The 21,908-nt window shown below is 63.5% G+C and carries 20 protein-coding genes; all 20 read left to right on the top strand.

Annotated features, from left to right (window positions below):
- The first annotated feature begins 4 nt into the window (after positions 1–4).
- Entirely contained in the window at positions 5–2,026 is a 2,022-nt protein-coding gene (locus AC07VS_RS00725; protein ID WP_494749959.1) for an Ig-like domain-containing protein, read from the top strand.
- A gap of 114 nt (positions 2,027–2,140) precedes the next feature.
- The gene (locus AC07VS_RS00730; RefSeq protein WP_492347304.1) at positions 2,141–2,680 is read left to right on the top strand and encodes a shikimate kinase; all 540 of its coding nucleotides are present in this window, start codon (positions 2,141–2,143) and stop codon (positions 2,678–2,680) included.
- A 120-nt stretch (positions 2,681–2,800) separates the two neighbouring features.
- Positions 2,801–3,919 (top strand): 3-dehydroquinate synthase, encoded by a 1,119-nt coding sequence (gene aroB, locus AC07VS_RS00735; protein ID WP_494749960.1) that lies wholly within the window; start codon positions 2,801–2,803, stop codon positions 3,917–3,919.
- Between the two features lie 3 nt (positions 3,920–3,922).
- Positions 3,923–5,122, top strand: coding sequence for a deoxyguanosinetriphosphate triphosphohydrolase (locus tag AC07VS_RS00740; RefSeq protein WP_494749961.1), 1,200 nt, complete (start codon positions 3,923–3,925; stop codon positions 5,120–5,122).
- Complete coding sequence (locus AC07VS_RS00745; protein ID WP_494749962.1) at positions 5,119–6,315, top strand: MFS transporter; 1,197 nt, start codon at positions 5,119–5,121, stop codon at positions 6,313–6,315. Before AC07VS_RS00740 ends, AC07VS_RS00745 begins: the two co-directional genes overlap by 4 nt.
- Before the next feature lie 70 nt (positions 6,316–6,385).
- The gene (locus AC07VS_RS00750; RefSeq protein ID WP_494749963.1) at positions 6,386–7,033 is read left to right on the top strand and encodes a hypothetical protein; all 648 of its coding nucleotides are present in this window, start codon (positions 6,386–6,388) and stop codon (positions 7,031–7,033) included.
- Entirely contained in the window at positions 7,030–7,602 is a 573-nt protein-coding gene (locus AC07VS_RS00755) for a DUF1415 domain-containing protein (RefSeq protein WP_494749964.1), read from the top strand. The genes AC07VS_RS00750 and AC07VS_RS00755 overlap by 4 nt, the downstream gene beginning before the upstream one ends.
- Positions 7,599–8,501, top strand: coding sequence for a class I SAM-dependent methyltransferase (locus AC07VS_RS00760; RefSeq protein ID WP_492347298.1), 903 nt, complete (start codon positions 7,599–7,601; stop codon positions 8,499–8,501). The genes AC07VS_RS00755 and AC07VS_RS00760 overlap by 4 nt, the downstream gene beginning before the upstream one ends.
- Before the next feature lie 19 nt (positions 8,502–8,520).
- The gene (locus AC07VS_RS00765) at positions 8,521–9,234 is read left to right on the top strand and encodes a transposase (protein ID WP_494749965.1); all 714 of its coding nucleotides are present in this window, start codon (positions 8,521–8,523) and stop codon (positions 9,232–9,234) included.
- A gap of 190 nt (positions 9,235–9,424) precedes the next feature.
- The gene (locus tag AC07VS_RS00770) at positions 9,425–14,200 is read left to right on the top strand and encodes a glutamate synthase-related protein (RefSeq protein WP_492347296.1); all 4,776 of its coding nucleotides are present in this window, start codon (positions 9,425–9,427) and stop codon (positions 14,198–14,200) included.
- 35 nt (positions 14,201–14,235) lie between these two features.
- Positions 14,236–15,702, top strand: a complete 1,467-nt coding sequence (locus AC07VS_RS00775; protein WP_492347295.1) for a glutamate synthase subunit beta — start codon at positions 14,236–14,238, stop codon at positions 15,700–15,702.
- Positions 15,703–15,859: 157 nt separating this feature from the next.
- On the top strand, positions 15,860–16,684 hold the full coding sequence (locus tag AC07VS_RS00780; RefSeq protein WP_492347294.1) for an ABC transporter ATP-binding protein: 825 nt from the start codon (positions 15,860–15,862) through the stop codon (positions 16,682–16,684).
- Positions 16,681–17,463: a lipid asymmetry maintenance ABC transporter permease subunit MlaE gene (gene mlaE / locus AC07VS_RS00785; RefSeq protein ID WP_492347293.1), complete on the top strand. Its 783-nt coding sequence runs from the start codon at positions 16,681–16,683 to the stop codon at positions 17,461–17,463. Before AC07VS_RS00780 ends, mlaE begins: the two co-directional genes overlap by 4 nt.
- A 54-nt stretch (positions 17,464–17,517) precedes the next feature.
- Positions 17,518–18,006, top strand: coding sequence for an outer membrane lipid asymmetry maintenance protein MlaD (gene mlaD / locus AC07VS_RS00790; protein ID WP_492347445.1), 489 nt, complete (start codon positions 17,518–17,520; stop codon positions 18,004–18,006).
- A 23-nt stretch (positions 18,007–18,029) separates the two neighbouring features.
- Positions 18,030–18,776: an MlaA family lipoprotein gene (locus AC07VS_RS00795; RefSeq protein WP_494656618.1), complete on the top strand. Its 747-nt coding sequence runs from the start codon at positions 18,030–18,032 to the stop codon at positions 18,774–18,776.
- Positions 18,777–18,865: 89 nt separating this feature from the next.
- Positions 18,866–19,507 (top strand): MlaC/ttg2D family ABC transporter substrate-binding protein, encoded by a 642-nt coding sequence (locus tag AC07VS_RS00800; protein ID WP_492347291.1) that lies wholly within the window; start codon positions 18,866–18,868, stop codon positions 19,505–19,507.
- 2 nt (positions 19,508–19,509) lie between these two features.
- Positions 19,510–19,779 (top strand): STAS domain-containing protein, encoded by a 270-nt coding sequence (locus tag AC07VS_RS00805; RefSeq protein ID WP_492347444.1) that lies wholly within the window; start codon positions 19,510–19,512, stop codon positions 19,777–19,779.
- A 90-nt stretch (positions 19,780–19,869) separates the two neighbouring features.
- A complete protein-coding gene (locus tag AC07VS_RS00810; RefSeq protein ID WP_492347290.1) occupies positions 19,870–20,799 on the top strand; it encodes an ABC transporter ATP-binding protein in 930 nt (309 codons plus the stop codon).
- A complete protein-coding gene (locus AC07VS_RS00815) occupies positions 20,796–21,551 on the top strand; it encodes an ABC transporter permease (RefSeq protein ID WP_494656619.1) in 756 nt (251 codons plus the stop codon). The genes AC07VS_RS00810 and AC07VS_RS00815 overlap by 4 nt, the downstream gene beginning before the upstream one ends.
- A gap of 68 nt (positions 21,552–21,619) precedes the next feature.
- Positions 21,620–21,862 (top strand): BolA family protein, encoded by a 243-nt coding sequence (locus tag AC07VS_RS00820; RefSeq protein ID WP_492347288.1) that lies wholly within the window; start codon positions 21,620–21,622, stop codon positions 21,860–21,862.
- Positions 21,863–21,908: the final 46 nt, after the last annotated feature.

Below are 21,908 nucleotides of genomic sequence, written 5' to 3' on the forward strand. Positions count from 1 at the left end.
AGGTATGTTTGTGAAATATGTGAAATATCTATTCGTGCTGCTGGCAGCGTTCTTGCTGGCCGCTTGCGGTGGCGGCGGCGGCAGTGCGGGCACCTCTAGCAGCGGGTCGTCGGGTTCAACGACCAAGGCCACCCTGGTGGTCACGCTCGCGGATTCGTCGGGCGCGGCTCTGGCCACACCGCACACACTCAAGGCTGGGCTGTTCTACCTGGCTCAGGCCAAGGCACTCGACGCTTCGGGCAACCCGATTGCCAATCAGGTGATCACCTTTACCACTGACAGCACCCTGGTGACCCTGGCTGCGCCTACCGCGCTGACGGATTCGACAGGTGTGGCCAGTGTGAAGATGACGCCTCTGTCCGTGGCCGGGGCTGGTTCGGTGGGGGCTTCGATGTCTTACACCGCGTCAGGCGCCACGACAGCGACCACCATCACTGGCACGGCTGCCTCCTACCAGGTCACCCCATCGGCGGCGACGGGAACGCCAACCTTGTCTTTGGCTCTGACGGATTCTTCGGGCGTGGCGTTGTCAACGCCCCGCACATTTCTGACGGGTTCCAGCTACAAGGCCAAGGTAACGGTGCTGGACGCGACCAGTGCACCCATTTCCAATCTCGTGGTGTCCTTCACCACGGACAGTACCTTGGCCACCATTTCACCGACCAGCGCGCTGACTGATGCCAATGGTGTGGCCACGGTACAGATCGTGCCGCTGACCTTGACCGGGGCGGGCAGTGTCCAGGCCTCTGCATCGGTGAACGGCACGTCTTACTCTTCGCCTGGTGTGTCCTACCAGGTCACCTCCACCAGCGTGGCTGCTTCACTCTCGTTCGTGTCGGCGACACCCACCTCGATCGTGGTCACCAATGCGAGCACAGGCACCAAGCTGTCGACGGTGGTCTTTAAGCTGGCCAATGGCCAGGGCGTGGGGGTGTCGGGCCAGTCAGTCAATTTGAGCTTGAATGCCCAATCCATCAGTGCTGGCGTGACCTTCATTGTCAATGGGGTCAGCACGACGGGTGTTCAGACGTTGACGACGGACCAAAATGGGTTGGTATCGGTGAACATTGCATCAGGCACTTTGCCGACCCCCGTGTTGGTCACAGCGACTTCCGCATCCAACACCAGCCTCACTGCAACATCGGTGGGTTTGGCCGTGACCAATGGTCGGCCAACGCAATTGCGCTCGTCGATTGCTTCCTTGCCTCTCAGTGTGGAGGCTTCTCCCGGTGGCTCCTCGATCATTCAGGGAGTTCAGGCCACGATAACCGTGCTTTTGTCTGATCGAATGGGTAACCCGATTCCTGCCGGCACGGTGGTGAATTTGATCGCCTCTCATGGCCAGATTTCCGGCACCTGTACTGTTGCGATTGTCAACAGCGCATCACAGTGCACTGCGGTTTGGACATCCGCAGCCGCTCGTCCCGCCAATGGCTGGTTCACGGTACTGGCCTACCTTGATGGCGAGGAAGACTTCGTCGATGTGAATGGCAACAATCAATACGACCTTGGGGAGCCGTTCTATGACGAAGGTCAGGCATACCTGCCCAAGGACGCCAAGGCCTCGGCCTACAGCGCGACGGCAGACCAACCTATTGCGGGAGGAACCATTGGAACGGTCGCCTGCGCGGTGACCAATTCCACTGTGATTCCGTACATGATTCCAAACACCTGCGACAACGCATGGACAAGCTCTATTCGAGTTCGTTTGGGCGTGACGATGAACTGGGCTAGTTCCTATGCCACATTGACAGCCTCCAATGCTTCTGCGTCCGGCATCACAATTTTGGTCTCGGATGATTTGAACAACGCCATGCCCAGCAATAGCGTGCTTTCAAATTCGATATCCTGCCCCTCCACCGTGACGACGACGCCGAAGGTCTTCATGTCCAGAACCAAAACGCCGGATTCGATTTCTCCGGTCAGTGTGGTGGTGTCGTTCTCTGATCCTGCCACCTCTTGCTCGCTCACTTTCACGGTGACCACACCCGCGGGATCGGTTACCAGCGCTACTTACAAGTTCTGATGTTGGTCCCAAACCACTAAACTCAGCGCATCCAACCGCCTGGCAACCTCGGTTGCCAGGCGTTTTCATTTTTGCGGCTTGCCCTGATGCAGGCCCAGGTCCACCTCGAAACTCATGCTTTGTGTCCTGATCGGCATGCCGGGCTCCGGCAAATCAACTGTCGGGCGCCAACTGGCGCGGCGGCTGGGGGTGTCCTTTTTCGACACGGATCATTTGCTGGAGGCTCGGCTGGGTTGTTCGATCCGCGAATACTTTGAAGCTCAGGGCGAGGCGGCCTTTCGTGAGCGCGAGCAGCAGGCGCTGGCTGAATGCATTGCGCATGAACATGGCGTGGTGTCCACCGGTGGCGGCATCGTGCTGCGCCCGGCCAATCGCGAGTTGCTGCGCGCCGCCCCTTGTGTGATCTACCTGCGGGCCAGCCCGGAAGACATCTACCGGCGCCTGCGCCACGACACCACCCGGCCGCTGCTGCAGGTGGCTGATCCCTTGCGCAAGCTCAAGGAGTTGTATGCCGAGCGCGACCCGCTTTACCGCGAAGCCGCCGGCTTTGTGGTCGAGACCGGCCGACCCAGCGTGGCGGCCTTGGTCAACATGATTTCGATGCAGCTCGACCTCGCGACCCCCGGGGTTTCGGCCTCAGCGCCTAAACTCTGAGGGTCGGCGGCGCTGGACCCAGCGCCTGCGCGGGCGCTGAAGCTGCAGCTTGCAGGCTGGACGCGCCTTCCCCAACGCTTGATTGTTGCTTTCTCACCGATTATTTCTGGATGGATTCCGATGACGTCTCAGCCCGCACCTGCCGCCCGCATTTCGATTGAACTGGGCGATCGCAGCTACGACATCCTGATCGGCTCCGGCTTGCTGGGCCAGTCCGCTGCCTATGAAGGCTTGCCGGCCAGCAGCGCGGCACTGATTGTCACCAACACCACCGTGGCACCGCTGTACCTGGCCCCCTTGAAGCAGGCCCTGGCGGGGCGCCATGCCCATCTGCATGAGGTGGTGTTGCCCGATGGCGAGGCCTTCAAGACCTGGGAAACCCTGAACCTGATCTTCGACGCCCTGCTGGGCCACGGCTGTGACCGCAAAACCGTGGTCTATGCCTTGGGCGGCGGCGTGGTGGGCGACATGACCGGCTTTGCTGCTGCCGCCTACATGCGCGGTGTGCCCTTTGTTCAGGTGCCGACCACCTTGCTTGCGCAGGTCGATTCATCGGTGGGTGGCAAGACCGCCATCAACCACCCGCAGGGCAAGAACATGATCGGGGCGTTCTATCAGCCGCAGCGGGTGATTTGTGACCTTGGCACCCTGGCCACCCTGCCTGAGCGGGAGCTCAGCGCCGGTCTGGCTGAGATCATCAAATACGGCCCGATTGCCGACACCGCGTTCCTGGACTGGATCGAAACCCACATGCCAGGCCTGCGCCGTCGCGAGGTCGATTTGCTGGCCCATGCCGTGCGTCGCAGTTGTGAGATCAAGGCCCATGTCGTGGGCGTCGACGAGCGAGAGTCGGGCCTGCGCGCCATCCTCAACTTCGGTCACACCTTTGGCCATGCCATCGAGGCCGGTCTGGGCTATGGTGAATGGCTGCATGGCGAGGCCGTGGGCTGCGGCATGGTCATGGCTGCGCGGCTGTCGCAGCGCCTGGGCCTGGTGGATGAGGCCTGGGTGGCCCGCCTGACCGCCTTGATTGCCGCGGCCGGTCTGCCGGTGGTGGCACCGGTGCTCGATGCCGCCGACAACGCCGGCCGTTACCTGTCCCTGATGCGGGTCGACAAGAAGGCCGAAGCCGGCGAGATCAAGTTCGTGCTGATCGACGGCCCGGGCCGGGCCACGGTGCGCGGCGCGCCCGACACGCTGGTGCGTGAGGTGATTGACGCCAGTTGCGGGGTGGCCTGAGCCATGTCGGCGCTGCCCCTGAGCCTGCCAGCGCCTGGGGAGCAGGCCCTGGCACCGTTTGCCTGCCACCCCAGCCAGAGCCGGGGGCGCCTGTACCCCGAGGTGCCGGCCCCCACGCGCTCCGAGTTTCAGCGCGACCGCGACCGCATCGTCCACTCCACGGCGTTTCGCCGCCTGGTCTACAAGACCCAGGTGTTTCTGAATCATGAAGGCGACCTGTTTCGCACCCGCATGACGCACTCGCTGGAGGTGGCACAGTTGGGCCGCTCGGTGGCGCGTTCGCTGGGCCTGAACGAAGACCTGGTGGAGGCCATTGCCCTGGCCCATGACCTGGGGCACACCCCCTTTGGCCACGCCGGCCAGGATGCGCTGGACGAGTGTGTGCGCGCCCACAGGCAGCCGGACGCCGATGCAGGCTTTGAGCACAACCTGCAGAGCCTGCGCGTGGTGGATGAGCTGGAGGAGCGGTACCCACGCTACAACGGCCTGAACCTGAGCTTTGAAACCCGTGAGGGCATTCTCAAGCACTGTTCTGCCGCCCATGCGCGCAAGCTCGAACAACGCGAACCCGGTGGGGTGGGGCAGCGCTTTCTGGAGCGAACCCAGCCCAGTCTGGAGGCGCAGTTGTGCAATCTCGCCGATGAAATCGCTTACAACGCCCACGACATCGACGACGGCGTGCGCTCGGGCCTGATCACGCTGGATCAATTGCAGGCGGTGCCCTTGTTTGAGCGCTTTCGGCTGCAAACGTTGGACGAGTTTCCGGCCCTGGCTGAACCGGGGGCGGGCCGGCGCCTGCTCTATGAGTCGATCCGACGCATGTTGAGCCAGCAGGTGTATGACGTGATCGACGCCACCCGCGCGGCCTTGGCCCAAAGCGGACCAGGCAGTGTTGACGAGGTCCGGCACCTCCCGCCCTTGTTGGGCTTCACGCCCGGCATGCGGGCCGAATCCACCCAGCTCAAGCAGTTTCTGTTCAAGAACCTGTACCGCCATCCCAATGTGATGGAGACCACGGGCCGCGCCCGCCAGGTGGTCCATGAACTTTTCGATCTCTACCTGGCCCGCCCGGCTGAGATGCGCGAACGCTTTGCCCGCCGCCCTGATGTGCCGCGGGCCGTGGCGGATTTCATTGCCGGCATGACCGACCGATTTGCCCTGCGCGAGCACGAACGGCTGACCGGCCAGCGCCTGCTTTCATGAAAGCGCCCTGGCCTCGCTTGCCCGGGCCTGCGGGGGTGGTCATCTTGGCTGGGGTGGCGGCGGCCCTGCACGTCGCCAAGTTGGCCCCTGCATTGCCGACGCTGCGTGAATCGCTCGGCCTTTCCCTGGCCCAGGCGGGCTGGTTGCTGTCCACCGTCCAGGGGGCGGGCATGCTGCTGGGGGCCGTGATGGGCGTTCTGGCTGACGGCTGGGGTTTGCGGCGCTGCATGCTCACCGGCCTGTGGCTGCTCACGCTGTCCAGCGCTGGAGGGCCGGCGGGCTCGGGCTTTGAGGCCTTGCTGGCCTTGCGCGCCCTGGAGGGTCTGGGTTTTCTGATGGCGACCATGCCGGCTGCTGCCTTGGTGCGGCGGCTGGTGCTGCCATCACGCATGCCGCTGATGCTGGGGGTGTGGGGGACTTACATGCCCCTGGCCACCAGCGTGGCCCTGCTGCTGGGGCCGGCGCTGATCCCCGCCTGGGGCTGGGCATCCTGGTGGTGGCTCGCCTCCGCCTGCACCGGTGCGATGGCCTTGTGGGTGGCGGCGGTGGTCCCGCCAGACCCGGCGGGGGGCGTCGGTCTGCAAGGGGCGGCGCTGGCCGCGCGCCTTCGCCGCACCTGGACGGGCACCGGCCCCTGGCTGGTGGCGGGGGCTTTCGCGGTGTATTCGGGCCAATGGCTGGCAGTGATCGGTTTTCTGCCTTCCATCGTGCAGCAGGCCGGGTGGTCGCTGGCGGCGGTGGCCTGGGTCACAGCAGGTCTGGCGGCGGTCAACATGCTCGGTAACCTGGCGTCAGGGCCCTTGCAGGCCCGGGGCGTAGCGCCGTCGCGTCTGCTCAGCGGTGGTTACGCGGTGATGGGGTTGGGCGCCTGGCTGGCGTTTCAGGATGTCTGGCCTGTGGGGCTGCCGGTGCGCATGGGGGCCGTGCTGTTCTTTTCCATGGTGGGTGGCCTCATTCCCGGCACCTTGTTTGCGCAAGCGGTGCGCCATGCACCCGATGAAGACACGATCTCTACCACCGTGGGCTGGATGCAGCAATGCTCTTCGCTGGGGCAGTTCCTTTCGCCGCCGCTGGTGGGGCTGTTGGCCGCCCGGGTGGGCGGCTGGCAATGGACCTGGGTGATCACCGGGCTGTGTTCCTTGGCGGGCATCGCACTCGCCCACGGGCTGAGCCGTCTGCAGCCACGGCGCTGAACTCGGGTTTGCCACCTGCGGGCGGGCGGGCCCCCTAAAATGGGCGGCTCTGCCCCATCACGGTGAACCGGTGAGTTTTCTCGATCAGCTCAAATCCCAGGCCCATGCCCTGCAAAGCCAGCGCAGCACCCAGCAGCAGGACCTGGCCGGCCGCATTGCGCAGACCGAGCAGGCCTGCGAGACCGTCTGGCGCTATTTCAACGAATTGGCGCGGCAACTCAATGTGATCGTGCCGCCGGGCCCCACGCTGTCGCTGGACAACCGCCAGGCCTGGCCTGAGATGTGTCTGGTGGATTTTCGCTCTGATGCGCGCAAGAAGTTCTGGATGAACCGCGAGGTCTATGACCACGTGGCCCTGGGCTGGGTCATCAACCCGCGCGAGGGCAAGCCCCTGGCCACCTCGGTCAGCGTCAACTTTCCGCCGGATCTGGAGCGCGTCACGAGTCGACTGTCGGTGGGGCAGGTGCGGCACGAACGTCATGAGGTGCGCCATCCCGAGAAGAGCAGCCTGTTGGCGCTTCGTTTTGACTACCAGACCCAGGCCTTTGGCAGCGTGCGCGCCACGGCCGATCACGAGGCGGGCGAGATCCATTTCCGCACCGCCAACCTGCGCGGCTTCGAGGTGGCGCAGGTGCGCCACCCGGTGCAGCGCATCAACAGTGTCCTCCTGGACGAACTGGCCCGCCTCATCGTCGGCCAGGCTGGAGCCTTTTTATGAATTCCCTTGAAACCCGCCATGATCAGGTGGTGGCGGACACCCGGCGCTGGCTGGAGCAGGCCGTCATCGGCCTGAACCTGTGCCCTTTTGCCAAGTCGGTGCACGTGAAAAACCAGGTGCACTACGTGGTCGACTTCAATGCCGATGCGGAGGCCTTGCTGGCCACGCTGGCCACGGAGTTGCAGGCTTTGGCCGAGTCTGATCCCGAGCAGCGCGACACCACCTTGCTGGTCATGCCCGATGCACTGGCCGATTTTTTGGATTTCAATGATTTCTGCGCCCAGGCCGACGACGTGCTGGCGTCACTGGAACTGGATGGCATCTTGCAGGTGGCCAGCTTCCATCCACAATTCCAGTTTGCGGGCACCCAGGTCGATGACATCAGCAACTGCACCAATCGCGGCCCTTACCCCACGCTGCACCTGCTGCGTGAATCCAGCATTGATCGGGCGGTGGCTGTTTTCCCCGAGGCAGAGATGATTTACGAACGCAACATTGAAACCCTGGAAAAACTCGGCCATGACGGCTGGGCCGCCCTGAATGTGGGCGCGAGCCCGAACACCCCATGACCCAGAAAACCGCAAGCGCTCACACCTCCCGCCCGAAAAAGGGCGGCAAACAAGCGGTGGACGCCGATGCCGCGTTGGCGGCCGAACTCAAGCCAGGGCAGTCAATCGAGCTGCTCAAGGAGCTGCACATCCTCACCCGCGAGGGGCGCCTCAACCAGGATTCGCGCCGCAAGCTCAAGCAGGTCTACCACCTGTTCCAATTCATCGAGAAGCTGCTCCAGGAGTTGCCGCCATCCGAGCAGGGCCCTTCGCTGGCCGACCACGGTGCCGGAAAGTCCTACCTGGGCTTCATCATCTACGACCTGTACTTCAAGGCGCTGGGGCGAGGGCACATCTATGGTGTGGAAACCCGTGCCGAGTTGGTGCAGCGTTCGCAGGCCCTGGCGCAGCGCCTGGGTTTTGATCGCATGGCTTTCGTCAATACCACGGTGGCCGAGGCCACCACCGACCAGCGCCTGCCTGAGCAGATCGATGTGGTCACGGCCCTGCATGCCTGCGACACGGCCACCGACGACGCCATTGCCTTCGGCTTGCAAAAGAAGGCCCGTTTCATGGTTCTGGTGCCCTGTTGCCAGGCCGAGGTGGCCAGTTGCCTGCGCGAGAGCAAGGCCTTGACGCTGTCGCGCACCCCGCTGGCTGAACTGTGGCGCCATCCCCTGCACACCCGAGAAATGGGCAGCCAGATCACCAATGTGTTGCGCTGCCTGTACCTGGAAGCCTGTGGCTACCAAGTCACGGTCACCGAACTGGTGGGCTGGGAGCACAGCATGAAGAACGAGCTGATCCTGGCCCGCTACACCGGCCAGAAGAAGCGCAGCGCCGCCGAGCGCCTGCAGGCCTTGCTGGCCGAGTTCGGCCTGCAGTCCTTGCAAGACAGCCGCTACCCCTTGCCGGCCTGAGGGTCGCAAGCGTCCCTCCATGGCCCGTCTGCCTCGCCTGTCCATCCCGGGCCTGCCCCATCACGTGCTGCTGCGCGGCAACAACGGACAGGCGGTGTTTGTCGACGATGTGGATCGGCGGGAGTGGCTGGAGGCCCTCAGCGCCTATGCCGCCGAGTGTGGGGTGGCTTTGCATGCCTGGGTGCTGTTGCCGCAGAGCGTGCAGTTGCTGCTCACCCCGACCACGGCCGACAGCCTGTCGCGCTTCATGCAGGCGGTGGGGCGCAAATACACCCGTCAGTTCAACCTGCGCCACGGCCGCAGCGGCACCCTTTGGGAGGGTCGCTACCGGTCCACCGTGCTGCAGCCCGAGCGCTACCTGATCCCCTGCATGGTGGGCATGGACACCATGCCGGTGCGCGAAGGGCTGGTGGCCGAGCCCCAGGCCTACGAATGGTCCAGCCACCCGCACCACATTGGGCGGCAGTCCGATCGCCGCCTGGTGGCCCACCCGGTTTACTGGCAATTGGGCAACACGCCCTTCGCGCGAGAAGCGGCCTACGCCGCCAAGGTCGCCGAGGGGGTGTCCGCGGCCGATCTGCAGGCCTTGGGGCAGGCCACCCAGCATGGTTGGGTGCTGGGCGATGCGGCCTTTGTGCAGAAGCTGCAAGCCCAGGTGGAAAGGCGCCTTACGCGGGTGCCTGCAGGGCGCCCACCCGGCTCACGCAAAGCGGCGCCCAACGAGGCTATTTGATCTGTCCCTAATTTATTCTGCCGAAACTGTCTGATTTTTAAATTGGTATCTGACCCCAATTTAATTTTCTTGGCATTTTTATTGCACTGCACTATCCTTCGCTTCCCCGCGAAATATCGTGTAACCCGGGTCGCGCCGGCGCTGCCTTTGCAGGCAGGCCAGCGACTGGCCCCACAGATCAGGACATGCCATGACGAAGGCTGCAGAGATTCAGCATCTCCAACAACACGGTCTCTATTCGGCGACCAACGAGCATGACGCTTGTGGCGTCGGTTTCGTGGCCCACATCAAAGGCGTCAAGAGCCACGCCATCGTTCAGCAAGGTCTGAAGATCCTCGAGAACCTCGACCACCGCGGCGCCGTGGGGGCCGACAAGCTGATGGGCGACGGCGCCGGCATCCTGATCCAGCTGCCCGACGCGCTGTACCGCGAAGAAATGGCCAAGCAGGGCGTGGCCTTGCCTCCGCCCGGCGAGTACGGCGTGGGCATGATCTTCCTGCCCAAGGAGCACGCTTCCCGCCTGGCCTGCGAGCAGGAGATGGAGCGCGCCATCAAGGCCGAAGGCCAGGTGCTGCTGGGCTGGCGCGATGTGCCGGTGAACCGCGACATGCCGATGTCGCCCGCCGTGCGTGAAAAAGAGCCGGTGCTGCGCCAAGTCTTCATCGGCCGTGGCAACGACGTGATCGTGCAGGACGCCCTGGAGCGCAAGCTGTACGTGATCCGCAAGACCGCCAGTGCCAACATCCAGGCCCTGGGCCTGAAGCACAGCAAGGAATACTACGTTCCCAGCATGTCCAGCCGCACCGTGGTCTACAAGGGCCTGCTGCTGGCCGACCAGGTGGGCACCTACTACATGGATCTGCAGGACGAGCGTTGCGTCTCGGCCCTGGGCCTGGTGCACCAGCGCTTCTCGACCAACACCTTCCCTGAATGGCCGCTGGCCCACCCGTACCGCTATGTGGCGCACAACGGTGAAATCAACACCGTCAAGGGCAACTACAACTGGATGAAGGCCCGCGAAGGCGTGATGTCCTCGCCGGTGCTGGGGGCTGACCTGCAAAAGCTGTACCCGATCAGCTTTGCCAGCCAGTCCGACACCGCCACCTTCGACAACTGCCTGGAACTGCTGACCATGTCGGGTTACCCGATCAGCCAGGCCGTGATGATGATGATCCCCGAGCCCTGGGAGCAACACACCACCATGGACGAGCGCCGCAAGGCCTTCTATGAGTACCACGCAGCCATGCTCGAACCCTGGGACGGCCCGGCCTCGATCGTGTTCACCGATGGCCGCCAGATCGGCGCCACCCTGGACCGCAACGGCCTGCGCCCTTCGCGCTACTGCATCACCGACGACGATTTCGTGATCATGGGTTCCGAATCGGGCGTGCTGCCCGTGCCTGAGAACAAGATCGTGCGCAAGTGGCGTCTGCAACCCGGCAAGATGTTCCTGATCGATCTGGAGCAAGGCCGCATGATCGACGACGAAGAGCTCAAGGCCGGTCTGGCCAACAGCAAGCCCTACAAGCAGTGGATTGAAAACCTGCGCATCCGCCTCGACGACGTGGCGGCACCGGTGGCTGGCGAGTCGGCTACCCAGGGCTCTGTCGAATCGACCGAGCCGCAGGCGGCCGGCGTTGAATCCTTCAGTGCCGATCTGCTGGACCGCCAACAGGCCTTCGGCACCACCCAGGAAGACATCAAGTTCCTGATGAGCCCGATGGCCACCAACGGTGAAGAGGGCATCGGCTCGATGGGCAACGACAGCCCGCTGGCCGTGCTGTCGAGCAAGAACAAGCCGCTGTACAACTACTTCAAGCAGTTGTTTGCCCAGGTGACCAACCCGCCGATCGACCCGATTCGCGAAGCCATCGTGATGTCGCTGGTGTCCTTCATCGGCCCCAAGCCCAACCTGCTGGACATCAACCAGGTCAACCCGCCGATGCGCCTTGAGGTGAGCCAGCCGGTGCTCGACTTCGCCGACATGGCCAAGCTGCGCAGCATCGAAAAGACCACCCAGGGCAAATTCCGCAGCTACACCCTCGACATCACCTACCCCGTGGTGTGGGGCCGTGAAGGCGTGGAAGCCAAGCTGGCCTCGCTGTGTGCCGAAGCCGTGGACGCCATCAAGAGCGGCCACAACATTCTGATCATCAGCGACCGCGCCATCAGCGCCACCCAGGTGGCGATCCCCGCGCTGCTGGCCCTCTCGGCCATCCATCAGCACCTGGTGCGCGAGGGCCTTCGCACCACCGCCGGCCTGGTGGTCGAAACCGGCACCGCCCGCGAGGTGCATCACTTTGCCGTGCTGGCAGGCTACGGCGCTGAAGCCGTGCACCCCTACCTCGCCATGGAAACCCTGCAGGTCATCCACAAGGACCTGCCGGGCGACCTGTCGGCCGACAAGGCGATCTACAACTACATCAAGGCGATTGGCAAGGGCCTGTCCAAGATCATGTCCAAGATGGGCGTGAGCACATACATGAGCTACTGCGGTGCCCAGCTGTTCGAGGCCATCGGCCTGAACACCGAGACCGTCAACAAGTACTTCACCGGCACCGCCAGCCGTGTCGAGGGCATCGGCGTGTTTGAAATCGCCGAAGAAGCCATCCGCATGCACAAGGCGGCCTTCGGTGACGACCCGGTGCTGGCCACCATGCTGGATGCGGGCGGCGAGTACGCCTGGCGCGCCCGCGGCGAAGAGCACATGTGGACGCCTGACGCGATTGCCAAGCTGCAGCACAGCACCCGCGCCAACAACTGGAACACCTACAAGGAATACGCCCAGCTCGTCAACGACCAGTCGCGTCGTCACATGACCCTGCGCGGCCTGTTCGAGTTCAAGGTCGATCCAAGCAAGGCCATTCCGCTGGAAGAGGTCGAGTCGGCCAAGGAAATCGTCAAGCGTTTCGCCACCGGCGCGATGTCGCTGGGTTCGATCTCCACCGAAGCCCACGCGACCCTTGCCGTGGCCATGAACCGCATTGGCGGCAAGAGCAACACCGGTGAAGGCGGTGAGGATCCGGCCCGTTACCGCCAGGAACTCAAGGGCATCCCGATTGCCCAGGGTGCCACGCTCAAGAGCGTGATCGGCGAATCGCAGGTCGAGGTCGATCTGCCGCTGCAGCCGGGCGACTCGCTGCGCTCCAAGATCAAGCAAGTGGCCTCGGGCCGCTTCGGTGTCACCGCCGAATACCTGTCGTCGGCCGACCAGATCCAGATCAAGATGGCCCAGGGTGCCAAGCCCGGTGAAGGCGGCCAGCTGCCTGGTGGCAAGGTGTCCGAGTACATCGGCAAGCTGCGTTACTCGGTGCCCGGTGTGGGCCTGATTTCGCCCCCGCCGCACCACGACATCTACTCGATCGAAGATCTGGCCCAGCTGATCCACGATCTGAAGAACGTGGCACCCCACTCCAGCATCAGCGTCAAGCTGGTGTCTGAAGTGGGTGTGGGCACCATCGCGGCAGGCGTGGCCAAGTGCAAGAGCGATCACGTGGTGATCGCCGGCCATGACGGCGGCACTGGTGCCTCCCCCTGGTCCTCGATCAAGCACGCCGGCGGCCCGTGGGAAATCGGCCTGGCCGAAACCCAGCAGACCCTGGTGCTGAACCGCCTGCGCAGCCGCATCCGTGTGCAGGCCGACGGCCAGATGAAGACGGGCCGCGACGTGGCCATCGGCGCACTGCTGGGCGCTGATGAGTTCGGCTTCGCCACCGCCCCGCTGGTGGTCGAAGGCTGCATCATGATGCGCAAGTGCCATCTGAACACCTGCCCGGTGGGCGTGGCCACGCAAGACCCGGTGCTGCGCGCCAAGTTCTCGGGCAAGCCCGAGCACGTGGTGAACTACTTCTTCTTCATCGCCGAAGAAGTGCGCCAGATCATGGCCCAACTGGGCATCCGCAAGTTCGACGACATGATCGGCCGCGTGGACCTGCTCGACATGAAGAAGGGCGTTGAGCACTGGAAGGCCCAGGGCCTGGATTTCAGCCGCCTGTTCGCCATGCCCCAGGTGGGCCCGGAAGTGTCGCGCTTCCACATCGAAAACCAGGACCACGGCCTCGACAAGGCCCTCGACAATGTGCTGATCGCCAAGTCGCGCGCAGCCATCGACAAGGGTGAGAAGGTCCAATTCATCGAAGTGGCCCGCAACGTGAACCGCTCGGTCGGCGCCATGCTGTCGGGTGCCCTGACCAAGGTGCACCCGGAAGGCCTGCCGGACGACACGATTCGCATCCAGCTCGAAGGCACGGGTGGTCAGTCGTTCGGTGCCTTCCTGGCCCGCGGCATCACCATGTATTTGATCGGTGACGCCAACGACTACACCGGCAAGGGCTTGTCGGGCGGCCGCGTGGTGGTGCGTCCGAGCATCGACTTCCGCGGTGAATCGTCGCGCAACATCATCGTCGGCAACACCGTCATGTACGGTGCGACCAGCGGTGAGGCTTTCTTCAGCGGCGTGGGCGGCGAGCGTTTCGCCGTGCGTCTGTCGGGTGCCACGGCCGTGGTCGAAGGCACGGGTGACCACGGTTGCGAGTACATGACCGGTGGCACCGTGGCCGTGCTGGGCAAGACGGGCCGCAACTTTGCTGCCGGCATGAGCGGTGGCATTGCCTACGTCTATGACGACGACGGCAGCTTTGCCAGCCGTTGCAACACCGCCATGGTGACCCTCGAGAAGGTGCTGCCGGCGGCCGAGCAAGAGGCCAGCATCGACCGTGCCGTCTGGCACCGCGAGCAGACCGACGAAGCCCAGCTCAAAAAGCTGCTGGAAGACCACCACCGTTGGACCGGCAGCAAGCGCGCCCGCGAACTGCTGGACAGCTGGGCTGAGGCGCGCGCCAAGTTCGTGAAGGTGTTCCCGACCGAATACAAGCGTGCCCTGGGCGAAATCAACGCCAAGAAACAGGCGGTTGCCACCACGGCCAAGGCCAAGGCATCGGCCAAAGAAGCCGCCGCAGCCAAGTAATCCGACCGACCACACGAATCAAGGACTCAGACATCATGGGAAAAGTCACTGGCTTCATGGAATTTGAGCGCATCGAAGAGGGCTACAAGCCCGTTGCCGAGCGCCTGAAGCATTACAAGGAATTCGTCGTCGGCCTGGACGAGTCGCAAGCCAAGGTGCAGGGTGCACGCTGCATGGATTGCGGCACACCGTTCTGCAACAACGGCTGTCCGGTCAACAACATCATTCCGGACTTCAACGACCTCGTGTACCGCGGCGATTGGCAGAACGCCATCGAAGTGCTGCACAGCACCAACAACTTCCCTGAGTTCACGGGCCGCATCTGCCCGGCGCCTTGCGAAGCTGCTTGCACGCTGAATGTGAACGACGACGCCGTGGGCATCAAGTCGATCGAGCACGCGATCATCGACCGCGCCTGGGCCGAGGGATGGGTGCAGCCCCGTCCGGCCAAGCACAAGACGGGCAAGAAAGTGGCTGTCGTGGGCTCTGGCCCCGCCGGCATGGCCGCCGCCCAGCAACTGGCACGCGCCGGCCACGATGTGACCCTGTTCGAAAAGAACGACCGCATCGGCGGCTTGCTGCGCTATGGCATTCCTGACTTCAAGATGGAAAAGTCGCACATCGACCGCCGCGCCAAGCAACTGGAGGCCGAAGGCGTGACCCTCCGCACCAGCGTGCTGGTGGGCAAGATGCCCGAAGGTTCCAAGGTGACCAACTGGGCCAAGGAAACCATCAGCCCCGAGCAGCTCAAGAAGGATTTTGATGCTGTGCTGCTGACCGGCGGCTCTGAGCAGTCTCGCGATCTGCCCGTGCCGGGTCGTGACCTGGACGGCATCCATTTCGCGATGGAATTCCTGCCCCAGCAGAACAAGGTCAATGCGGGCGACAAACTCAAGGGCCAACTGCGCGCCGAGGGCAAGCATGTCATCGTGATCGGTGGCGGTGACACCGGCAGCGACTGCGTGGGCACCAGCAACCGCCACGGCGCGGCCAGCGTGACCCAGTTCGAGGTCATGCCCCAGCCGCCCGAAGTGGAAAACCGTCCGCTGACCTGGCCTTACTGGCCGCTGAAGCTGCGCACCAGCTCCAGCCACGACGAAGGCTGCACCCGTGAGTTCGCCATCTCCACCAAGGAGTTCATCGGTGACAAGGGCAAGGTCACCGGCCTGAAGACGGTGCATGTCGAGTTCAAGGACGGCAAGCTGGTCGAGATTCCGGGCACCGAGAAAGAGTACAAGGCTGATCTGGTCCTGCTCGCCATGGGCTTCGTGAACCCGGTGGCCACCATCCTGGACGGTTTCGGTGTCGACAAGGACGCCCGTGGCAACGCCAAGGCCAGCACCGAGTTCACCGGCGGTTACGCCACCAACGTGGCCAAGGTTTTCGCTGCAGGCGACATTCGCCGCGGCCAGTCGCTGGTGGTCTGGGCCATCCGCGAAGGGCGCCAGGCCGCTCGCGCCGTGGATGAGTTCTTGATGGGCTTCAGCGACCTGCCACGCTGATCGTCAGGCTGACCAGCCTCATTCACAAGAGGTGAATCAACAACGCTCCCCTGGTGGGAGCGTTGTTGTATCTGAGGGTCAATCCGGGCTTGACCAAGTGTTCACCCGGATCCTTTATGATTCAGAACCGCCGGGCCCCGTCCGGCGTTTTTGCTTCATGTCCTCAACACCTACCCCTTCTTTAGTCGAATTGCGCGACCTGACCTTCGGGTATGGGGAGCGTGTCATTCTGGACGGCGTTTCGCTGACCATTCCACGTGGCAAAGTCACGGCCTTGATGGGCGCCTCAGGCGGCGGCAAGACCACCGTGCTGCGCCTGATCGGTGGCCAGGTTCGGCCCCAGGCCGGCGAGGTGAGCTTTGATGGCCAGAACGTGGCGCAGCTCGATCTGGCGGGGCTGTACAAGGTGCGTCGCCGCATGGGCATGTTGTTCCAGTTCGGGGCGCTGTTCACCGACTCCAGCGTGTTCGACAACGTGGCCTTCCCCCTGCGTGAACACACCGACATGCCTGAAGCCCTGATTCGCGACATCGTGCTGATGAAGCTCAATGCCGTGGGCTTGCGCGGCGCCCGTGATCTGATGCCGAGCGAAGTCTCGGGCGGCATGGCTCGGCGCGTCGCCCTGGCGCGCGCCATCGTGCTTGACCCGGAGTTGGTCATGTATGACGAGCCTTTTGCAGGACTGGACCCGATCTCGCTGGGCACGGCCGCGCGCCTGATCCGCGAGCTCAACGACGCCATGGGCCTGACCAGCATCATTGTTTCGCACGATCTTGACGAGACCTTCCACATTGCCGACAAGGTCATCGTGCTGGCCAATGGCCGCATCGTGGCCCAGGGCACACCTGATGAGGTGCGACACAGCGACGATCCGCTGGTGCACCAGTTCGTCAATGCCCTGCCTGAGGGGCCGGTGCGTTTCCACTACCCGGGCCCCAGCGTGGCCGATGACTTTGGCCCAGGCCAGGGGGGCAGGGCATGAGCTGGTTCAACCCTTCCGATGTCGGGCTGGCCACGCGCCGGCAACTGGCTGCGATCGGCCACGGCGCCCGTCTGTTTGCCCGCCTGGTAATGGACTTTGGCGCCTGCATGCGTCGTTTCAGTCTGGTGCGCGATCAGATTCATTTCCTGGGCAACTATTCCCTGGCCATCATTGCGGTGTCCGGCCTGTTCATCGGCTTTGTGCTGGGTCTGCAGGGCTTCAACATCTTGCAGCGCTACGGGTCGTCCGAAGCCCTGGGTCAGTTGGTCACGCTGTCTCTGGTGCGCGAACTGGGGCCCGTGGTCACGGCCTTGCTGTTTGCCGGGCGCGCCGGCACCTCGCTCACGGCAGAGATCGGCCTGATGAAGGCCGGCGAGCAACTCAGTGCCATGGAAATGATGGCAGTCGATCCGGTGCGCCGCATTCTGGCGCCGCGTTTCTGGGCGGGCGTCATCACCTTGCCCTTGCTCACCGCAGTGTTCAGTGCTGTGGGCGTGATCGGTGGCTGGGTGATTGCAGTGCCTCTGATCGGGGTCGATTCGGGCTCGTTCTGGAGTCAGATGCAGGGCGGGGTCGATGTGTGGTCCGATGTGGGCAATGGCGTGATCAAGAGCGTGGTGTTTGGTTTCACCGTGACCTTCACGGCCCTGCTGCAGGGCTTTGAGGCCATGCCCACGCCCGAAGGGGTGTCGCGTGCCACCACCCGTACCGTGGTCGTGGCATCGCTGGCCGTGTTGGGCCTGGACTTCATCCTGACCGCACTGATGTTCAGTGTTTGAGATTCAACCGGGTTGGCTGTCTGGCCGACCCTCGACGTAGCAAAGGAGAGTGTTGTGCAACGCTCCAAAAATGATATCTGGGTAGGTCTGTTCGTTCTGCTGGGCCTGGGTGCGGTGGTGTTTCTGGCACTGCAGTCGGCCAATCTGCTGAGCCTGAATTTCCAGTCCACCTACAGGGTCACTGCGAAGTTCGACAATATTGGCGGGCTCAAGCCCAAAGCCGCTGTCAAGAGCGCAGGGGTGGTGGTCGGTCGCGTGGAGTCGATTGTTTTCGACGACAAGTCCTTCCAGGCCCAGGTGGCCTTGGCCCTGGAAAATCGCTATGCCTTCCCCAAGGACAGCTCGTTGAAGATTTTGACGGCTGGCCTGTTGGGCGAGCAGTACATCGGAATCGAGGCGGGCGCTGACGAGAAGAACCTGGCACCGGGCGACAAGATCGGAACGACGCAATCGGCCGTGGTCCTGGAGAACCTGATCAGCCAGTTCTTGTACAGCAAGGCTGCAGACGGCCCTTCAACGCCGGCCAACGGAGCTAAAAAGTAAAAATGAGTGACGATCCTAAAAATATGAATTTGAACCGCGCTGGAGGATGGCTGCGCATGGCCATGGCTGCGGTGATCTTGGCCGTGCTGGCTGGCTGTGCCACCGGCCCGGGCAAAAACCCGCGTGACCCGCTGGAGCCCTTCAACCGCGACATGTCGCGCTTCAACGATGCCGTGGACAGCGCGGTGTTCAAGCCGGTGGCCACCGCCTACCGGGAGGTCACCCCTTCGCTGGTGCGCACGGGGGTGAACAACTTCTTCTCCAACCTCGGTGAAGTCTGGTCCTTCGTCAACAACGTGTTGCAGCTCGATTTGAAGGGTTCGGCCGACACGGCTTTGCGCTTTGGCTTCAACACGATCTTTGGGCTGGGGGGCACGCTGGACATCGCCAGCGAGATGCAGATCGAACAGCACAAGCAGGATTTCGGGCAAACCCTGGCGCGCTATGGCGTGCCCACCGGGCCGTACATCGTGCTGCCCATCCTGGGCCCGTCCACCTTGCGCGACACCGTGGCCCTGCCGATCATCTGGAAGGGTGACGTCGTGACGCACATCGACCACGTGCCCACTCGCAACTCGCTTTACGCCCTGCGCGTGGTGTCGATCCGCTCCAATCTGCTGGGGGCCAGCCGTGTGCTCGACGAGGCGGCCCTGGACAAATACTCCTTCACCCGTGACGTCTACCTGCAACTGCGCGACAACGAACGCCTGCATGGCCGGGGCCGTCCCGATGAGGATGATGGCGCGCTGCCACCCGAACCGCTTCCGTGAGGTTGACCGGGTGCGCGGACCGTTTGTCGTCCGCCGCCGGGTCTGAACCGTTATCACTCCGTGGCTGATGCCGCTTTGAAAGGATTTCTATGCAACGACGTACTCTTGGCGCATGGCTGGTGGCCGCGGCCGGTGCCCTGTCCCTGGCACTTCCTCTGACCGCCCTGGCTGCCGACGAAGCTCCGGATGCGCTGATCAAGCAACTGTCCACTGACGTGCTCGACACCATCAAGACCGACAAGGCCATTCAAGGCGGCGACACGGCCAAGCTGGTGGCGCTGGTCGACACCAAGATCATGCCGAATGTGAACTTCCCGCGCATGACGGCTGCTGCGGTGGGCCCAGCCTGGCGCCAGGCCTCGGCCGAGCAGAAGGCCCGTCTGCAGGAAGAGTTCAAGACCTTGCTGGTGCGCACCTATTCGGGCGCGCTGGCGCAGGTGTCTGACCAGTCCATTTCCATCAAGCCCCTGCGCGCGGCAGCTGACGATACCGATGTCGTGGTGCGCAGCGAGGTGCGTGGCAAGGGGGACCCGATCCAGCTCGATTACCGCCTCGAGAAGACCCCTGGCGTGGGTGCTGGCTGGAAGATCTACAACCTCAATGTGATGGGGGTGTGGCTGGTTGAGACCTACCGCAGTCAGTTTGCCCAGGAAATCAATGCCAAGGGCATCGACGGCCTGATCGCCACCCTGACTGAGCGCAACAAGGCCAACAACGCCAAGAAGGGCTGATGGTGCTGGTCCTGCCTGCCGAATTGACTCACGCCCAGGCCGGGGCTTGCCTGGGCATGCTGGTGCAAACCCTGCGGCGGCATGCCGAACCGCAGGTGGTGGCTGATGCCTCGGCCACCACCGTGTTTGATTCTTCAGCCTTGGCGGTGCTGCTGGGTTGCCGGCGCGAGGCGCTGGCCCTGGGCAAGACCTTTGCGGTGCAGGGGCTGCACCCTCGGCTGGCCACGCTGGCCCAGCTTTACGGCGTCGGCGAACTGCTGCCGGCCGCCTGAATTCAGCATGGCATGACCCTGCGTCTTGTCGGGGCCGCAGGTCTCAGGAAACAGCGTTGCGAGCCCTGGGCTTAAAATCCCAAGTACTCCATGCCTGCAGTCTCATTCCAATCGGTCTCCAAGACCTTCTCCACCCCCCGCGGGCCTTTCCAGGCCTTGAACGATGTCAGCTTCGACATCGAAGAAGGGGAATTCTTCGGCCTGCTCGGCCCCAACGGCGCGGGCAAGACCACCTTGATCAGCATTCTTGCGGGGCTCGCTCGTGCCAGCTCGGGGCGAGTGCTGGTGCAGGGGGCAGATGTTCAGGTCGACTACGCTGAAGCCCGGCGTCGCCTGGGCATCGTGCCCCAGGAACTGGTGTTCGATCCGTTCTTCTCGGTGCGTGAGTCACTGAAAATCCAATCGGGCTATTTCGGTGTGAAGAACAACGATGCCTGGATCGATGAACTGCTGGAGAGTCTGGGCCTGGCCGACAAGGCCAAGTCGAACATGCGCCAGCTATCGGGTGGCATGAAACGCCGTGTGCTGGTGGCCCAGGCCCTGGTGCATCGGCCCCCCATCATCGTGCTCGATGAGCCCACTGCCGGCGTCGACGTGGAATTGCGTCAGACCCTGTGGCAGTTCATTGCCCGCCTCAACAAGCAGGGCCACACCGTTTTGCTGACCACCCACTACCTCGACGAAGCCGAAGCCCTGTGCGGGCGCCTGGCCATGCTCAAGCAAGGCCGGGTGGTGGCCCTGGAGCGCACCTCCGAGCTGCTGAGCCGGGCCTCGGGCAATGTGCTGCGTTTCAAGGTGGATGGCGAGTTGCCGGCCTCTTTGCAGGCGCAGGCCCGGGTCACCGGGCGCATCGTCCAGTTGGCGGTGCACGATGCCGCTGACATCGAGCGCAGCCTGGCCCTGGTGCGGGAGTCGGGTCTGGTGGTCGAGGATATCGAGGTGCGCAAGGCCGACCTGGAGGATGTCTTCATCAGCGTCATGGCGGGCAGCCGCCAGACCGCGCAGGAGGTGGCAGCATGAACGGCTGGCAAACCCTGCTCTACAAAGAAGTGCTGCGCTTCTGGAAGGTCAGCTTCCAGACGGTGGCCGCGCCGGTGCTCACGGCCGTGCTGTACCTGATGGTGTTCGGCCATGTCCTTGATGAGCGCGTCCAGGTGCATGAGGGGGTGTCGTACACCGCCTTTCTGATCCCGGGGCTGGTGATGATGAGCGTGCTGCAGAACGCCTTTGCCAACAGCTCTTCCTCGCTGATCCAGAGCAAGATCATGGGCAATCTGGTGTTTTTGCTGCTGACCCCGCTGTCGCACCGTGCCTGGTTTGTGGCCTATGTCGGCTCCTCGATGGTGCGCGGCCTGGTGGTGGGCCTGGGGGTTTTGATCGTCACCTCGGTGTTTGCCTTGCCGGGTTTCGTGGCGCCGCTTTGGATCGTCGTGTTTGCGGCGCTGGGCGCCTCGATGCTCGGCGCGCTGGGTCTGATCGCCGGACTGTGGGCCGAGAAATTCGATCAGATGGCCGCATTCCAGAACTTCGTGATCATGCCCATGACCTTTCTGTCAGGCGTGTTCTATTCGATCCATTCGCTGCCTCCGTTCTGGCAGCAGGTCAGCCATCTGAACCCGTTTTTCTACATGATCGACGGCTTCCGTTACGGATTCTTCGGGGTCAGTGATGTGTCGCCCTGGCTCAGTCTGGCCCTCGTCGGCAGTGCCTGGCTGGTCATCTGTGGCATTGCACTGCACCTGCTGCGCACTGGTTACAAGATTCGCAGCTGAGCCGCATCCTGACGGCCCGCGCCCACGGGTTGTCCGGGGCCTTGTCTCCAACCCATTTGCCTCCCACCATGACTTCTGACGATCTTCAAACAATCATTGCCGCCGGCCTGAATTGCGACCACCTCGTGGTCGAGGGCGACGGCCGCCATTGGTACGCCACCATCGTGTCGGCCGAGTTCGAAGGCAAGCGCGCAATCCAGCGCCATCAGCGGGTCTATGCCACGCTCGGTGAGAAAATACGCACCGACGAGGTCCACGCCTTGTCCATGAAGACCTTCACGCCCGCGGAGTGGGCTGCCCAGCCGCGCTGAGCGCCTGGACACCACCGCCGGTGCTCTGGAGCCAAGCTCACGCCCT

This window comes from Curvibacter sp. GW821-FHT01G03 (assembly GCF_059422285.1).